The organism is Chryseobacterium sp. Leaf394, from assembly GCF_001424105.1.
Taxonomy (GTDB): Bacteria; Bacteroidota; Bacteroidia; order Flavobacteriales; family Weeksellaceae; genus Chryseobacterium.
On the sequence record NZ_LMQH01000011.1, the window covers coordinates 1,438,578 to 1,454,553 of the forward strand.

A 15,976-nucleotide genomic window follows, 5' to 3' on the forward strand; every position below is an offset into this window, starting at 1 on the left:
CCTGGAAATAATTCCGGAGCAGGACATAAAAAAGGAGCAGTTTTTTTAAGCTACTCCTTCTTTTGAGTTGATGTTTTAGAATTGAAGTTTAAACGGTCCTTCAAAATAGGTATCATATGAATCCACAAGATTTCCTTTCAGATCGTAAACTCCGATGATTATATTCTGTTTCGAAAGATTCATCTCCTTCTCCGGAAAAGTGATGTTGATTGTACCCTTTGATATTTTATCTTTAGGTATAGAAATATTGCCAGATCCGCTGAAAATAATTTCACCGTGTGCAGGCTCAATTACTTTTATCGTTACCACTTTTTTATCATTAGATTTATTTAGAAATGTGTAGTTGTAGGTATTGGTAATAAGACCATCTCTCACAAAAAACGTACTTCCTGTAGGTTTGATGAATTTAGCCTCCATATCTCCACGGCTGTAAAGTAAAAATCCTAAGAAAAGCTGTAAAGCAATAAGCACGACCATGAAAATTTTCATTCTTCCGGTAAAACGTGTCGGAATACCTGTCTCAATTTCTGTTTCAGATGCGTATCTTATCAAACCTTTAGGCAGGCCTACTTTCACCATGACTTCATCACAGGCATCGATGCAAGCGGTACAGTTGACGCATTCCAGCTGCTGCCCATCCCGGATATCAATTCCCGTAGGACAAACCACCACGCACTGATGGCAATCTATACAGTCACCTTTTCCTGCGGCTTTTCTGTCTTCATCTTTTCTCCATTTTGCTCTGTTTTCACCTCTTTTAAAATCATAGAATACGTTGATGGTATCTTTATCAATCAACACACCCTGTAATCTTCCGTAAGGACAGACCAAAGTGCAGACCTGCTCACGGAACCATGCAAAAACAAAATAGAATGCTGCCGTAAAAAGTATAATGACAATAAAATTGGTAGGATGGGCGAGTGGTCCTTCTGCAACAGTTTTAAAAACTTCTTCATAACCTACAATCACCATCATCATAAAATGAGTGAATATGAGTGAAAGTATAAAAAAGATGCTCCATTTAAGGGATCTCTTCCATATTTTTTCTGCATCCCATTCCTGCCGATCCAGCTTCATCTGCTTATTACGGTCACCTTCGATAGCAAATTCTATCTTTCTGAAAACACTTTCAAGAAAAATGGTTTGAGGGCAGATCCAGCCACAAAAAATTCTTCCGAATGCTATGGTAAAAATAATGATGCAGATCAATCCTACAATCGCTCCTAAAGTTAAAAGAAAGAAATCCTGGGGATAAAAGGGCTGACCAAAGATGAAAAACTGTCTGTCGATAACGTTCAGTAACAGAAAAGGGTTGCCGTTAATTCTTATAAAAGGTACTGCAAGATAAATTGCGAGGAGAATGTAAGCAACAATTGTCCGGTAGTTCGTAAATTTTCCTTTTGGTCTTTTAGGAAAGATCCATTTTCTTTTACCAGACTGTTCCATTGTTCCTATCGAATCCCGGTAGGTTTCAGGATCCAGTACCTGACCCTGTCCGCCACGGATTTGCTCATTTTCATTTGACGCCATAGTTAATTTCTTTTTTTGGTAACAGATATAATTTCAGAAGCGAAATTACAGTCTTATATCAATTACAACTATAAGACCAAAGAGCGGGATAATTTCCTGTAAATTATTGATATTTTTAAACTTATGACTGCAATCACAACAATCACTTTAATTACGATTTCTTTTAATTACAGGACAAAAAAAAGACCCGTCTCCGGGTCTGATTTATTTAGAAATTTAAGCATTGATCGCTTTGGAATTGAGATTGGTATCTGCGATTTTTGAGAGTAGATCGTTACAGTTTTTTTCTTCATCCAAAGTCAACAGAAGATGCTTGAGGCATTCTTTTTCCTTAAGAATCTTGGCATATGCAGCTAGCGTTCCGTAAGTCGCAATTTCATAGTGCTCCACTTTTTGAGCAGCAGCAATAATTCCTGCATCACGCACAGCTCCCGGCTTTGTTTCTTCCATGATGCCGGTACCTTCATCCAAAAGCCCCTGCATTGCATCACATTTTTTAGCTTCTGCTTTTTTCTTTAATGCTTTGAAGCATGCTTCAAGTCTTTTTACCTGCTCTTTTGTCTCCTCAAGATGCTCGCCTAAGGCCTGCTTCAGTTTTGTATCTGTTGCGTTTTTCTGCATTTTAGGAAGTGCTTTAGAAAGTGCTTTTTCAGCCCAGTAAATGTCTTTCAGTGAATCTTCAAACAGGTCGCTCAGATTTTTTGCTGAATCCTGTTTTGCAGGTATTTTCTCAGATGATTTTGCAGCTGTTTTAGCTGTTGATTTTGTAGAAGATTTTCCAGTCATTTTTGCTGACGACTTGGATGTCGCTTTTGGTGAAGCTTTAGATGTTGAAGCCGAGATTTTCTTGCCAGTACTTTTAGTAGCTGTAGCTCTTTTGGTTTCCATATATTAAAAATTTGATTGGTTTTGTTATATCTCAGGTTACAATTACCAGACCATAGGCAAATAAAATAAATGATTGTGGTAGTAAAATTCAGCGTTACTGATGTTTAGAAGCTATTTAAATATTCAAATCAGTTATTTCATTTAAAAACTATCCGACATTTATAAAAAAATTAACAGTCTGATTTTACAGACTTTAATTTGTTTGACCTTTATAAATGATTACTGACTTAAATCAAGGCTTGAAATTTGAAATGGGTAAAAAACACCAAACATGATCAAATCTTAATATACAATTGCTATGGAAATTGAACGAAGTCTATTGTCTGAAGTAGGAAATTTACTCTTAAATGCTGAAGAAACAGTTTCTGTCGCCGAAAGTGTGACATCAGGTTTTCTCCAGTTTTCATTTTCACAGATGGCTGATGCCTCACGATATTACCACGGCGGAATTACTGCATACACGATTGATGAAAAAGTAAAATTCCTTGGAATCGACCGTATACAAGCTGAAAAATGCGACTGCGTATCTGAGCAAATTGCAGAGGTAATGGCTTTGAACATTGCAAAATCTTTTGAAACCGACTGGGGAATCGCTGTCACAGGTTATGCAACACCTGTGGCAGAATCTGATTTTAAAATCTTTGCCTATTTCAGTTTCAGTTATAAAAATGAAATCCTATTCAGCAAAAAACTGGAACTTCACCCAAGAACAAATCAGCAAAATGCGCAGATTTATTACTGTGAATTTATTTTAGGCTGTCTTAAAACCAAACTTTCTGAACTTCAATCTGATTAATCAAGAATTTCTACAGACATGAATCGGTTTATAATCGATTTAAAGAAATTAAAATATAAACCCTTAAATATTAAAATTTTATAATAGATTCAATGAATATTAATTCATTAATATATGAATTATAATAAAATGTAATTGTATTTTCTTATGTCTATAGTCATAGTATTAATCGGCTTTATAAGCCTATTTTTACCGCCGGTTTTATTGAAAATAAAGGAGTTTTTTTTCCGTAAAGATTTTTAATATTCTACTAAACTAATAATGATCTATGATTATTGACGAAGAATTACTTTTAAAAAATGGGGCAGAAATTCTACAATGTAAAGCAGGTGAAACTATTATAACTGAGGGCTCATTACCCAAATATTATTACCAGATCCGGACAGGACTTATTAAAATTAATTCATACAAAGACGACGGCAGCGAGTTTATACACAGTCTGCCGTCAGACGGACAATGCATTGCTGAAACTTTCCTTTGGTATGATGTTCCATACTGCGTCAATGCAGAGGTGATGAACGATGCCGTAATTTTAAGGGTGAGAAAAGATGTTTTTTTAGATATTGTCAATTCAGATTCTGTTCTGATGAATCGGGTGATGTCTTACACCTCCGAGAGAATGTTTTACCGTTACAAAATGCTCACTACACTGTCCGTCAACAATCCCGCCCACAGAATATTAAAGGTGATGGAGTTTCTAAAATCTCATCATCAGATTGATGAACCCTTCCAGTTTACAGTACCATTCTCCAGACGTCAATTGGCTTCTCTCACAGGATTGCGGGTAGAAACCGTCATCAGAACTGTAAAAAAACTCGAAAAGCAGAATTTTGTCAAAATAAACAACGGGAAAATTTGCTTTTAAAGATTTTGTAAAAATTAATTGAATAACCTTTTTCTTATAAACTAAATTTATTCATCTTTTTGCTCTAAGAAAGCTTAATGTATGATTCCAGTCATAACAAATCAATTTTTATAAGGTTAAATTTGGTAACACCAACATCAAATTTAATTTTATGAAAACTTTTTTACCAGGTTGTTCCGTTTCAGGGAACAGCATTAATAATTTTCCTGTGGATATGCAGTCCATGATACAGCCAAAAAACTTTTGCAGAAAATCTATGCGTAACCGTTCCATGGCTCAGTATTTGTCACAAACAGTTTTCGTGAATACACCGATACAGAATACTCTTTAAATCGGGACCTTCAGCAAAGATATTTCAGACAGAAAAAAATAAATCAGAATTATAATTGTACTCAGCACCAGACAGAATGCCTGTTTGGATTATATTCTGCATGAAATATGGTTACTTACTTCAACAATGAATGAACAATTCATCTAAATCAAAAATAATTTAAAAAATATCACACAAACAATTAATATGGATACAAACGACAAAAACAATGACAAGCTGGATCAGCTGAATTTTTTCAAGACAGACAATTCTGATGAGAAACTCACCACTAATCAGGGATTGAAGATTCGGAATAATCAGGATTCGCTGAAAGACGGTGAGCGCGGGGCAACTCTCCTTGAAGATTTTATTCTGAGAGAAAAGATTACCCATTTTGACCATGAAAGAATTCCGGAAAGAATCGTTCACGCAAGAGGTTCGGGTGCGCACGGTGTTTTTAAACTGAGCAAAAACATGCAGGAATTCACCAAGGCTAAATTATTTACCGATCTGGAAAAAGAGACCCCCGTTTTTGTGAGATTTTCTACTGTTGCAGGCAGCAGAGGAAGTACAGATTTAGCGAGAGATGTCCGTGGTTTTGCAATAAAATTTTATACAGATGAAGGAAACTACGATTTAGTAGGAAATAATATGCCTGTTTTTTTTATTCAGGATGCAATGAAATTTCCCGATTTGGTACATGCCGTAAAGCCTGAACCTGATAACGAAATTCCACAGGCCGCCTCTGCACACGATACATTCTGGGATTTTATTTCTCTGATGCCTGAAAGTATGCACATGATCATGTGGCTGATGAGCGACAGGGCTTTACCACGAAGTTACAGAATGATGGAAGGCTTTGGTGTTCACTCATTCAGATTTATCAACAGTGAGGGTGCCGCATTCTTTGTGAAATTCCATTTAAAACCAAAATTAGGTGTACACTCAGTTGCATGGCCGGAGGCTCAGAAAATTTCAGGTGCTGATCCGGATTTCCACAGAAGAGATCTTTGGGAGGCCATCGAAAGTGGTGCTTTTCCTGAATGGGATTTAGGTGTACAGATTGTACCGGAAGAAAATGAATTTGATTTTGATTTTGATCTTTTAGATCCTACGAAAATTATTCCTGAAGAAACCGTTCCTGTGGAAATTATGGGAACTTTAACTCTGAACAGAAATCCTGATAATTTCTTTGCTGAAACAGAGCAAATCGCTTTCCATCCCGGTCACTTGATTCCGGGAATTGATTTTACGAATGACCCATTATTGCAGGGCCGTCTGTTTTCATATACAGATACTCAGCTTTCAAGATTAGGCTCACCAAATTTCCATGAAATTCCTATTAATAAATCTGTCCCTACCGTACACAATAATCAGCGTGACGGGCACATGAGACAGCAGATTGCAAAAGGAAAGGTAAGCTATGAACCCAATTCAATGGGCGGAGGATGTCCTTACCAGGCAATGATGTCGGAAGGTGGTTTTGATACTTATGGTGAGAGAATCAGTGGTACAAAAATCAGAGCCAGAAGCGAATCTTTCGTTGAACATTATTCTCAGGCTAAATTATTCTACAACAGCCAGTCTGAACCGGAAAAAACGCATTTACAGAAAGCACTGGTATTCGAATTATCTAAAGTGACGATTCCTGCCATCAGAGAAAGAATGGTTTCCCAGCTTAATTTTATCAATAAAGATTTAGCCAAAATGGTAGCCGAAAAAGTGGGAGTAGAGGTGAAAACTCTTGAACAACCCAACGGAAGTATTCCTGCCGACGCCGATCCTGAAGCATTGCAAAGCGAAGAACGTGAGACTTCACTGAATTCTTCAGATGCCCTGAGCATGAAAAATACGGTTAAAGACTCTGTTGAATCAAGAATTATTGCATTCTTAGTTGCAGACGGCTGCAATGCAGCACGTGTTTCAGAGCTGAAGTCTAAACTTGAATCAAAAGGTGCAACCGTACAGTTTGTAGCTCCTGAAATGGCTCCTGTAAAATCTGATGACGGTACTGAGCTTACCCCAAAACATTCAATATCAAGCACCATGAGTGTTTGCTTTGATGCAGTTTATATAGCTGCCGGATCAGCATCCACCCAGCAATGGCTTCAGCCTGACTACAAAAACAGTGTTGTAGAATTTGTAAACGAAGCATACAGACATTGTAAAGCAGTTTTCTTTGATAAAGAAACAGATGCACTTTTTGATAAAACAGATCTGACCGACTTCCATTCTGATGATCCTGCCGTTATTTCAGCTAAGAAAAACGATTCAGATGACAGTTTCATTACAGCGATCGCTTCTCACAGAGTCTGGGAGTTTGAAAAACACAGAAACGGATTTATCAAAAATGAAGACCTTTCAAAAAATTAACAGATGAAAGCAGCAGTTTTTCATTCTCCAGGCGTTATTACCTGTGATACAGTAGAAGATCCTACGATTCAGGACGAAAATGACATCATTTTAAAAGTGACTTCCACCGCCATTTGCGGCAGCGATCTGCACATGTATTCAGGTGGAATTCCACAGCCACGACCGATGGTGATGGGACACGAGTTTATGGGCGAAATCGTAGAAAAAGGAAAAAACATTACTCATCTTCATCAGGGAGACAGGGTAGTAGTTCCATTTCCCATTGCATGCGGTTGCTGTTATTTCTGTGAAAATGACCTCCCCGGAGGTTGTGAAAATTCCAATCCTGAAAACTATGGTCCCGAAGGCGGAATCATGACTGAAAAGGGTGGCGGAATGTTTGGTTACACAGATTTGTACGGTGGATATAACGGTGGTCAGGCTCAGTATGTAAGAGTTCCGTATGCCAATTTTGGTCCGCGAAAAGTGCCGGATATCCTCACAGATGAACAGGCATTATTCCTCACCGATATTTTCCCGACCGGATACACCGGAGTAATGTGGGGAGATCTGAAAGGCGGAGAATCTGTTGCCATCTTTGGCGCAGGTCCTGTAGGTTCGATGTCTGTAAAAAGTGCTATTCTTCACAATGCCGGAAAAGTAATCGTGATTGATACTTTGCAGTACAGATTGGATCAGATCAAAAAACTCACAGGCTGTGAAACGATTTTGTGGGAAGATGCAGAATCTACAGTGGAGAAAATAAGAGAAATGACCCACGGCCGTGGAGCCGATCTTTGCATTGATGCAGTAGGTTTTGAACCCGAACGTTCTTTTCTGGATCGTGCGAAAGCTGTTGTCAATTTTGAAAAAGGTTCTATGAAAGTTTTGGAAGCCTGCATGAGCGGAGTGAGAAGAGGCGGAACTGTTTCTGTACTCGGAGTTTATGCCGTTAATTATGATAATTTCAGACTCGGACAGATTTTCGATAAAGGAATTATTCTGAGAGCAGGTCAGGCACCGGTGCACGCCATTATAGACAAACTTTTAAAATATGTAGAGAGCGGACAGGTTCGTCTTGATGATATTATCACGCACCGTCTTTCTCTAAATGACGTAGCAAAAGGCTATCAAATCTTCGATAAAAAAGAAGATGGATGTGTGAAAGTAATCCTCGATCCCTGGAGTTAATACTTTCTCATACAATTTATAACCAACAACAGCTTCATTTCTGAAGCTGTTGTTTTATTTAGGAACATTTAAATTGTTTAAATGTAAATTTTTCTGTTTATAATTTTAAGATAATTTTCTTTTTCAAGTCTTTTTACCGTTCTGATGACCGTTTCCACGCGAAGTGCGGTTAGTGCCGCAATTTGTTGCCTTGTGAGAGGAATTTCATAAGAAAACTTTTCTTTATTTCCACTGAAACTTTTATGGTATTCCAAAGTTCCTTTAATTCTTTTATCAGGACTCAAGGCTGAATTATTTTCCAGCATGATGTATTTGTAGTACAATCGTTCCGACAGAAATCTGCGGATATCAGCTGCTGCCTGAGGATTTTCATCAAGAAGTTGGTTGAAAGCCTTCTTAGGAAGTTTCATTACCTTACTTTTTTCGAAAGTTACTGCATTTACAGGATAGGTTTTGTCGATAAACAAAAGCAATTCACATACACTCAAGCCCTTATCAAGAATTGCCAGAATCAGTTCTTTGCCTTCATCATTGTAGTGATTCAGTTTTATTCTGCCTGAAGTAATCTGATAATAGTATTTTGGTGTATCTCCCTCATCAAAGATTGTTTCGGAGCGGCTGAAGGTTTCTTCGGTAGCCCCGTATTTCAGTAAGAGTTCCTTTTCAATTAACATAATTAGTTAGTTTTCAATTAAATATATCAGTTATAGTTTTATTTAAAGGTAAGCCATCAATACACATGCCTTTATGATTCAGATCATAATAAATACAGAATAATACAGGAATTTCTTTTTTTGAATTTGATCCCTGCAGTGATGTCAAAAAAAACCAAAAACAAAATTGCCTCCGGTTTATTGATTTTATAATAAAGTTTGCTTTAATTTTTCTGAGTCAGATCCTCAATCTTCTGGATCACATCATCGATATCAAAAGGCTTGCTCACAAAAATATCTGCATTGCAGCTCTTCGTAACTTCTGCGTTTTTGGCGTGAGCACTCATGATCATAACAGGGATTTCTGACGTCGCAGAATCTTCTTTAAGTTTATTGCAGACATCTGTGCCCAATCCATCGGGCATCATTACATCCAGAATAAAAATATCCGGATTTTCAGATTGATTTCGGCTGTTAAACGCCTCGATGGTTGAGAACGAGCGTACTTCATAATTTTCAAATGACAAGAGCAGTTGTAAAGCATCTCTGATGCCCGTCTCATCTTCAACGATATAGATAGTTTTCATATCCGTGGATAAGCAAAACCGAAGCCAACCAAATATCTGAGTGCATTTTTCTTTTAAAAAAATCTAAAAATTATTTTCAGTTTAAAAATCAGCAGAGAATGATCATATAATTTACCTCAAAACGTAAGTATCACCATGAATTCATACAGAGCCAAAATCTAAACAGGAATAGTGAACCAAAATGTGCTTCCGTTTCCTTTTTTGCTGTAAACACCGATTTCACCTCCATGCCGTTTGATAATTTCCGCAGAAATGTAAAGTCCGAGGCCTAAACCTGAATAGTGTTTCTCCTTATGGTTTGCCCTGAAATACCTTTCAAATAAATACGGCTGTATATCCTGATCAATTCCTTCACCAAAATCCTGAACACTTATTTTAATAAAGTGATCTGATTTTTCAATATTCAAACATATTTCCTTAGATTGGGAAGCATACTTCATTGCATTATTCAGAAAATTGACCACGACCTGATCAATACGGTCTTCATCAGCAAATGCCTTAATCTCCAGATCTCCAGTGATTTTTACGGTGTGGCTATCAGTAAGTCTTAAAAACTGACAGCAGGACTCCAGCATTTCCGACACAGTGAATTCAGATTTGACCAGTTCCATTTTTCCACCGCTCAGTCGGTTTAAATTCAAAAGATCATCAACCAAAACAGTTATTTTTTCAATACTTTTTGCGGACTGCTCTATCAGCTTTGGAATTTTTTCGTGCGTTGGTTTATTCTTCAGTCTGTTCAGAAGCTGAATGCTCGCCTTTAGGCTTGTAATAGGCGTTTTCAATTCATGGCTTGCGATGCTGAGAAAATCATCTTTCTGCGTCTCATAATTTTTCCTTTTTGTAACATCTGTGGCTACACCTGTTATAAAAGCAGGATTTCCATCTGCGTCATAGCTTGGCAGACCTGAAGCATCCATCCAGTGAAATGAACCGTCGGGTCGCTGTATGAGATATTCTGAATTGAAGAGAGTAGCGTTTTTTATAGATTCGTTTATTTTTGCAGTCACAAGTTTTCTGTGCTCAGGAACCACCGTTTCAATAAAATCTTCGAAATCAAATTTATCGTCTTTTGATCTTCCGTAGTTGCTTCTGCATACTTCGCTGCAAAGCATTTTTCCGGTCTTCAGATCCAGAGTGTAGGTTCCCAGCTGACCTGCTTTTAATGCCAGTTCATATCTCTGGTTCAGATTTTCAAGTTCATCTCTTTTATTTATCCGCTCGGTAACATCGTTCGCAATTACAATGATTGATGTGGTTTGACCGTTCTCATCTTTTAAAGGTTCATAAACAAAATCAAACCAGCCTTCATGCAGTATGCCGTCATCTTCCAGGAGGGCTTTGGCGGTATTTCCTAAAAATGTTTTTCCGGTTTTCAGGACATCGGATAAAATCCCGAAATAAGGTTGATCTTTCAGTTCAGGAAGTGCTTCTCTAATAGGCTTTCCAATCACATCCCTGTCTTTTCGCCAGACTTTCAAGATCATTTCATTGGCTGTTTCAACAATTAAATCTTCACCACGTAAAATTCCGAAAGCTACAGGAGCTTTGGTAATAAATGATTTCAGTCGGAGTTCACTCTGCTCTAACTGCTGATTTGCAAGATTAAGTTTCGTATTGTACTCTTTGGCCTCGTCGTTAATTTTTGCAAGTTTCTCAATAGTTCCCAACGCAGAAAGTCTCAGCTCAATCTGATCCATCGCTGTTTTTGCCAGTCCCTGCAGTATTTTTCTTTCATGATTGTCAAAAGTTCTCGCTTTCTGATCAATGATGCAGAGCGTTCCAATTAAATGCCCGTCGTGCGTGGTCAATGGTGCACCTGCATAGAATCTCAATCCGAAATCACCAGTTACATTCGGATTTGAAAGTAGACAGGGTTCCTTCAGAGCATCTTCAAAAACCGTCACGTCCGCATCCAGAACCGCGAGTGAGCACAGACTTTTTCCACGGTTGGCTTTTTTTGCATTACCCATTCCGTAATTTGCTTTGAAAAACACAGATTCTGCATCCACCAAAGAGATGAGTGCTACCGGCACGTCAAAAATCTGAGCAGCCAGCTGTACAATTCCGTCAAAACTTTCCTCTGAAGGTGTATCCGTGATTCTGTAGCGGTATAATGCCTGTAATCTTTCATCCTCATTTGCAGGGATTATATTGATACCAAAAGTATTGTCAATCATTAAGTGGCGTAATTAAGATTTGTAAAAGTATGGAAATTTGATAATCAAACAGTATGCTAATATTTTTTAAAAGGGTTGGAGAAAACAACTGCCGGAGTGTAGAGGTACAGATTTTGTTCAAGACACATAATCAATGATTTTTTCCGGTTTTTTTCTGAAAATTCCTCTGAAATCATCACCAAATCTTTTATTATGAAAAAGCTGAAAACAGTTATCCTGAAAATATTCAAATGGCTCGGAATTGCCATCGTGACAATACTTTTTTTAATGTTTATTATTCCTGTTCTTTTTCCGGGAACCATTTCGCAGCAGGTAAAGGCATTTGCAAACAGGCACCTTGCCGGTGAACTTGATTATAAGAAAACGCATCTTACGTTCTTCAGACATTTTCCTTCACTCACTGTTTCAGTGGATGAATTTCTTTTGAAAGGATCAAAACCCTTTGCGAAAGACACATTACTTGCAGCAAACGAAGTTGCGGTGGGAATCAATCTTAAGAATCTTATTTTCGACGGTGAAGTTAAAATCGACGAAATCTACGTTACAGATGCTGTTGCCAATGTTTTCGTGAATACAAAAGGGGAGGCGAACTATAATGTTTATGTTTCCAAACCTTCCGACAAGCCAAAAGATACAGCAAAAGGAGGTGCTTCAATAAAACTGGATTTAATAAGGCTGAAAAACTGGAATATCAAATATCATGATCTTTCTGCCAGAGTTTTGGTCGATGCAAAAGGCCTGAGCTACACAGGAAAAGGAGGCTTGAGCGAAGATGTTTTTGACCTTCAGACCGACCTTGATATCGATAAACTTGATTTCAGCTTAGACCGTATCTATTATGCAAAACAGAAAACCTTACATGCAGATCTAATCACCAGAATCAATACCAATGCATTAACTTTCGTTCTAAGAAAAAACGAATTGAGAATCAACGAACTTCCGTTAAAATTTACAGGTTATCTGAGTATTCTGAAAGACGGATATGATTTAGACATTAAAGCTGCATCAGAAAAAACGACAATTCGGGATATGATCTCAGTTCTGCCACCGCAGTATCTGGAATGGACAAAAGACACGAAAATTCAGGGGAACAGTGATCTGTTTTTCAGTTTAAAAGGAAAATTCAGCGAAGCAAAAAATTTAAAACCCGACCTTAAAGCAAGACTTTTGGTAAAAGAAGGATTTGTTTCGAATGCAAAAGCTCCCGTTCCGATGAATAATTTAAACATGGATTTAAATGTAGCACTTCCTGCCTTAAATACCGATGAACTCACGATTGACCTTAAAAATCTGAGTTTCGATCTGGGTAAAAGTAACAGTTTCAGAGCAGTTGTAAAAACTAAAGGACTGGATGAAATCTTAGTTGATGCCAAAATAAAAGGTGCAGTCAATCTTCAGACTCTGGATGATGCATTGGGTCTCAATGAAATTGATATGAAAGGCTTTATCGACACCGATATTCAATCCAACGGAATTTTTAATTTAGATAAAAAACTTTTCCCAAAAACAAAAGGATATTTCAATCTGAAAAATGGCTGGCTGAAAACATCTTACTATCCTAATGCAATTCAAAATATCAATATCCTTGCGAATGTGAGCAATACAGACGGCACATTTAAAAGTTTAGGTGTTAAACTCGATCCTTTTAAATTTGATTTTGAAGGAAACCCTGTATTCATCAATGCTGATCTGCAGAATTTTGAAGATCTTCTGTATAAAGTACGTGCAAAAGGAACATTGAATGTAGGAAGAATCTACAAAGTCTTTGCTAAAAAAGGTTTCGATGTTTCAGGTTTAATTATGGCAAATTTATCTCTGAACGGCCGACAAAGCTATGCAACAACAGGTCAGTACAGCAAACTGGATAACAGAGGAACTCTGATTCTAAAAAATATCAAAGCAACAACAGAAACGCTTCCGAAATCTTTTTTCATCAAGGAAGGAAACTTCGAATTTGAAAATGAAAAAATGTGGTTCAGGAAGTTTTTTGCCAGTTATGGAAAGTCTGATTTTGCTCTGAACGGCCATCTCATCAATACCATCAATTATTTTATTGAAAGGAAAGGGACTCTTCACGGGAAGTTTAATTTAAATTCAAAATACATTCTCGTGGATGAATTTATGGCTTTAAAAAGTGGTGACAACTCTAAAAAATCAATTGATGTAGAATATGCCAAAGTAGAAAATCCCAGTAGCAGCGGGGTAGTTGTCATCCCAAAAAATCTGGATGTTGCACTGGCCGTTAATGCACGAAAGGTCGAATTTCAGGGTTTAGCCTTAAATAATGTGAAGGGAACTGCGTCGGTAAATTCGGGTCAGGTTTATTTAAAAAACACAACCTTTGATATTATCGGAAGCCGGATGGGTATTGATGCGAGGTATCAGGACGAATCACCGCTGACGGCTAATTATGATGTAGCTGTGAAAGTTCAGGATTTCAATGTTCAGAGAGCTTATAAAGAAATCGACATGATTCGGGAGGTTGCAACTTCTGCAAAAGACGTGAAAGGAATTGTCTCCATTGACTACAAACTGAAAGGTGATTTTGATAAAAATATGAACCCAATCTATCCGTCGCTTGAAGGCGGTGGTGTGATTAACCTTCGGGATGTGGAAGTTAAAAATCTGAAAATGCTTTCAGCAGTCGGAAACGGTATTGGTTCAAAAGGTTTTAATGATCCGGATATGAAAGGTGTTGACATTGAAACGCACATTAAAAACAATCTGATTCACGTAGATAAATTTACTTTTAAAGTTTCGATGCTAAGGCCTTCTGTGAGCGGAACTACAAGTTTTAACGGGCTTCTTGATCTGTTAGTTAGAATTGGATTGCCACCAGGCGGATGGATAGGTTTGCCAGTCGTGGTAACCGGAACGCACGAAAAACCAAAAATCAAATTTCTAAGTAAAAACGGACAGGGAATCACAGAAGCACTTTACAACAAAAAGATAAATAAAGTAATCAGGCAGGAGCAAAGAGCAGCAAAGAAAACCCGCAGACAGCAGCGTTTAGATAAGAAAGCTCAGGAGAATAAGGCCAAATCTGCAGAAAAACAGATCGACAAAAATCTGAAAAAATAGAATATAACTTTAAACATAATTTTAAAAAATCATCAAAGCTTTTATTGATAAGAGTTTTGATGTTTTTTTTATCTTTAAACTTAAATCAAACTAAATGAAATATAATTTTGATGAAATTATCGAAAGAAGAAAGACCAACTCCGTAAAATGGGACTTTTTTGCTGACGATATTCTGCCGATGTGGGTGGCTGATATGGATTTTAAAATCGCACCGGAAATACAGAAAGCCATTACTGATAAGGCCATATCAGGAATGATGGGCTACCAGTTTCTTTCAGAAGAATTTAAGATAAGCACCATCAGTTGGTTGCAGAAACATCATGACTTTACGGTTTCTGCAGATCAAATTCTTCCGGTTCCGGGAATGTTGCTGGGAATTTCTGCAATCATCAGAACGTTTTTGGGGAAGGATGAAAAAATAATTCTTCAGCCACCGGTATACGATCATTTTTTTGAAACTGTGAAAAACAGCGGTGCTGAAACGGTTTACAATGATTTAATTTATCAGAACAACTCTTATTCAATGGATTTTGATGATTTGGAACTGAAAACATCTGATCCATTAACAAGATTTTTACTGTTCTGTAATCCACACAATCCTGTCGGAAAATTATGGACAGAAGACGATCTCCGGAAAATCGCTGAAATCTGTTCACGAAATAATGTGATTGTGATCTCCGACGAAATTCATTCTGATCTGGTTTTTGAAGATTTGAAACATATTCCGTTTGCGAAAATTGCTGCAGATTACGACCTCATTTCTTTTACATTGGGTTCACCATGCAAAACGTTCAATCTTTCAGGCCTATCAACAGCTTATATCATTTCAGATCAGAAAGATCATTTGGAAAAAGTCCGGAAAACCCTTCAGCAGCAGGAAACAGAATGGATCAACCCTTTTTCTGCAGAGGCTTTTATTGCAGCTTATAATTCAGGTGAAAACTGGATGATGGAAATGAAAAAGTACATTTTTGATAATTTTATTTTTACTAAAAGATACTTCAATGAAAGGCTTCCTCAGCTGAAAGTAGTTCAGTCTGAATCAACGTATTTGATGTGGATTGACTGCAAAAATTTAAATTTAAGTTCAACAATTTTAGAAGATAGATTAATCATCGAAGCTAAGCTTAAACTCAATGCAGGAAACAGATACGGTTCTGCAGGCGAAGGTTTTATGCGGATGAATATTGCCTGTCCGAGAGAAATTCTAACGGAAGGACTACACAGACTGGAAAATTTCGTGAATTCTAACAACTAATCACAATTTATTCCTATTTGGCATTTTGATTGATTAAAAGTAAATACATCAAAATGAATCAATATGAAAAATTCATCAAAAATCTATTCAGTTTTTACACTGGCATTTATGCTGGCAGCATGCCATCCGCCACCAAGACCACCAAGACCTGAACCGCCACGCAGACCCGAAAGACCAAGACCTCCCCACGGAATGAACCAGCAAAAGGCAACTGAAAAAATTGCATTCTCAGAAAAAATTAAGATCTCAAAAGAAATCTGATTACAATAAAGCTCCACAAGGAGC

The 15,976-nt window shown here is 37.4% G+C and carries 12 protein-coding genes; 7 read left to right on the forward strand and 5 right to left on the reverse strand.

Going from position 1 to position 15,976, the window contains the following annotated elements; translation table 11 throughout:
* Positions 1-75: 75 nt before the first annotated feature.
* The gene (ccoG, locus tag ASG21_RS11085; protein WP_056079731.1) at positions 76-1,530 is read right to left on the reverse strand and encodes a cytochrome c oxidase accessory protein CcoG; all 1,455 of its coding nucleotides are present in this window, start codon (positions 1,528-1,530) and stop codon (positions 76-78) included.
* Positions 1,531-1,746: 216 nt separating this feature from the next.
* Positions 1,747-2,418 carry a ferritin-like domain-containing protein gene (locus tag ASG21_RS11090; RefSeq protein WP_347230651.1) on the reverse strand — a complete coding sequence of 224 codons (672 nt, stop codon included), beginning with the start codon at positions 2,416-2,418 and terminating at the stop codon, positions 1,747-1,749.
* Between the two features lie 298 nt (positions 2,419-2,716).
* On the opposite strand from ASG21_RS11090, the gene ASG21_RS11095 reads away from it, so the two are divergent.
* The 4 genes from ASG21_RS11095 (at position 2,717) to ASG21_RS11110 (ending at position 7,932) form a co-directional block, all read left to right on the forward strand.
* Complete coding sequence (locus ASG21_RS11095; protein ID WP_056079735.1) at positions 2,717-3,214, forward strand: nicotinamide-nucleotide amidohydrolase family protein; 498 nt, start codon at positions 2,717-2,719, stop codon at positions 3,212-3,214.
* Positions 3,215-3,482: 268 nt separating this feature from the next.
* The gene (locus ASG21_RS11100; RefSeq protein WP_056079739.1) at positions 3,483-4,079 is read left to right on the forward strand and encodes a Crp/Fnr family transcriptional regulator; all 597 of its coding nucleotides are present in this window, start codon (positions 3,483-3,485) and stop codon (positions 4,077-4,079) included.
* A gap of 517 nt (positions 4,080-4,596) precedes the next feature.
* Positions 4,597-6,762, forward strand: a complete 2,166-nt coding sequence (locus ASG21_RS11105; protein ID WP_056079742.1) for a catalase — start codon at positions 4,597-4,599, stop codon at positions 6,760-6,762.
* Positions 6,763-6,765: 3 nt separating this feature from the next.
* A complete protein-coding gene (locus ASG21_RS11110) occupies positions 6,766-7,932 on the forward strand; it encodes a zinc-dependent alcohol dehydrogenase (RefSeq protein ID WP_056079745.1) in 1,167 nt (388 codons plus the stop codon).
* Positions 7,933-8,009: 77 nt separating this feature from the next.
* Here the strand turns inward: ASG21_RS11110 and ASG21_RS11115 are convergent, their stop codons facing one another.
* From ASG21_RS11115 to ASG21_RS19940, 3 genes are all read right to left on the reverse strand, one after another.
* Positions 8,010-8,606, reverse strand: coding sequence for a Crp/Fnr family transcriptional regulator (locus ASG21_RS11115; RefSeq protein ID WP_056079747.1), 597 nt, complete (start codon positions 8,604-8,606; stop codon positions 8,010-8,012).
* Between the two features lie 203 nt (positions 8,607-8,809).
* The gene (locus ASG21_RS11120; protein ID WP_056079750.1) at positions 8,810-9,172 is read right to left on the reverse strand and encodes a response regulator; all 363 of its coding nucleotides are present in this window, start codon (positions 9,170-9,172) and stop codon (positions 8,810-8,812) included.
* A 158-nt stretch (positions 9,173-9,330) separates the two neighbouring features.
* Positions 9,331-11,352 carry an ATP-binding protein gene (locus ASG21_RS19940; protein ID WP_082482416.1) on the reverse strand — a complete coding sequence of 674 codons (2,022 nt, stop codon included), beginning with the start codon at positions 11,350-11,352 and terminating at the stop codon, positions 9,331-9,333.
* Positions 11,353-11,544: 192 nt separating this feature from the next.
* On the opposite strand from ASG21_RS19940, the gene ASG21_RS11130 reads away from it, so the two are divergent.
* From ASG21_RS11130 to ASG21_RS20070, 3 genes are all read left to right on the forward strand, one after another.
* Entirely contained in the window at positions 11,545-14,433 is a 2,889-nt protein-coding gene (locus ASG21_RS11130; protein ID WP_056079753.1) for an AsmA-like C-terminal region-containing protein, read from the forward strand.
* Positions 14,434-14,527: 94 nt separating this feature from the next.
* Positions 14,528-15,691, forward strand: a complete 1,164-nt coding sequence (locus tag ASG21_RS11135; protein ID WP_056079757.1) for a MalY/PatB family protein — start codon at positions 14,528-14,530, stop codon at positions 15,689-15,691.
* A gap of 63 nt (positions 15,692-15,754) precedes the next feature.
* Entirely contained in the window at positions 15,755-15,952 is a 198-nt protein-coding gene (locus tag ASG21_RS20070; RefSeq protein WP_128414284.1) for a hypothetical protein, read from the forward strand.
* Positions 15,953-15,976: the final 24 nt, after the last annotated feature.

Bases quoted from the DNA above. Each gene is read 5' to 3' on its own strand.
- ccoG (WP_056079731.1), bottom strand. From the start codon at position 1,530: ATGGCGTCAAATGAAAATGAGCAAATCCGTGGCGGACAGGGTCAGGTA.
- ASG21_RS11090 (WP_347230651.1), bottom strand. From the start codon at position 2,418: ATGGAAACCAAAAGAGCTACAGCTACTAAAAGTACTGGCAAGAAAATC.
- ASG21_RS11095 (WP_056079735.1), top strand. From the start codon at position 2,717: ATGGAAATTGAACGAAGTCTATTGTCTGAAGTAGGAAATTTACTCTTA.
- ASG21_RS11100 (WP_056079739.1), top strand. From the start codon at position 3,483: ATGATTATTGACGAAGAATTACTTTTAAAAAATGGGGCAGAAATTCTA.
- ASG21_RS11105 (WP_056079742.1), top strand. From the start codon at position 4,597: ATGGATACAAACGACAAAAACAATGACAAGCTGGATCAGCTGAATTTT.
- ASG21_RS11110 (WP_056079745.1), top strand. From the start codon at position 6,766: ATGAAAGCAGCAGTTTTTCATTCTCCAGGCGTTATTACCTGTGATACA.
- ASG21_RS11115 (WP_056079747.1), bottom strand. From the start codon at position 8,606: ATGTTAATTGAAAAGGAACTCTTACTGAAATACGGGGCTACCGAAGAA.
- ASG21_RS11120 (WP_056079750.1), bottom strand. From the start codon at position 9,172: ATGAAAACTATCTATATCGTTGAAGATGAGACGGGCATCAGAGATGCT.
- ASG21_RS19940 (WP_082482416.1), bottom strand. From the start codon at position 11,352: ATGATTGACAATACTTTTGGTATCAATATAATCCCTGCAAATGAGGAT.
- ASG21_RS11130 (WP_056079753.1), top strand. From the start codon at position 11,545: ATGAAAAAGCTGAAAACAGTTATCCTGAAAATATTCAAATGGCTCGGA.
- ASG21_RS11135 (WP_056079757.1), top strand. From the start codon at position 14,528: ATGAAATATAATTTTGATGAAATTATCGAAAGAAGAAAGACCAACTCC.
- ASG21_RS20070 (WP_128414284.1), top strand. From the start codon at position 15,755: ATGAAAAATTCATCAAAAATCTATTCAGTTTTTACACTGGCATTTATG.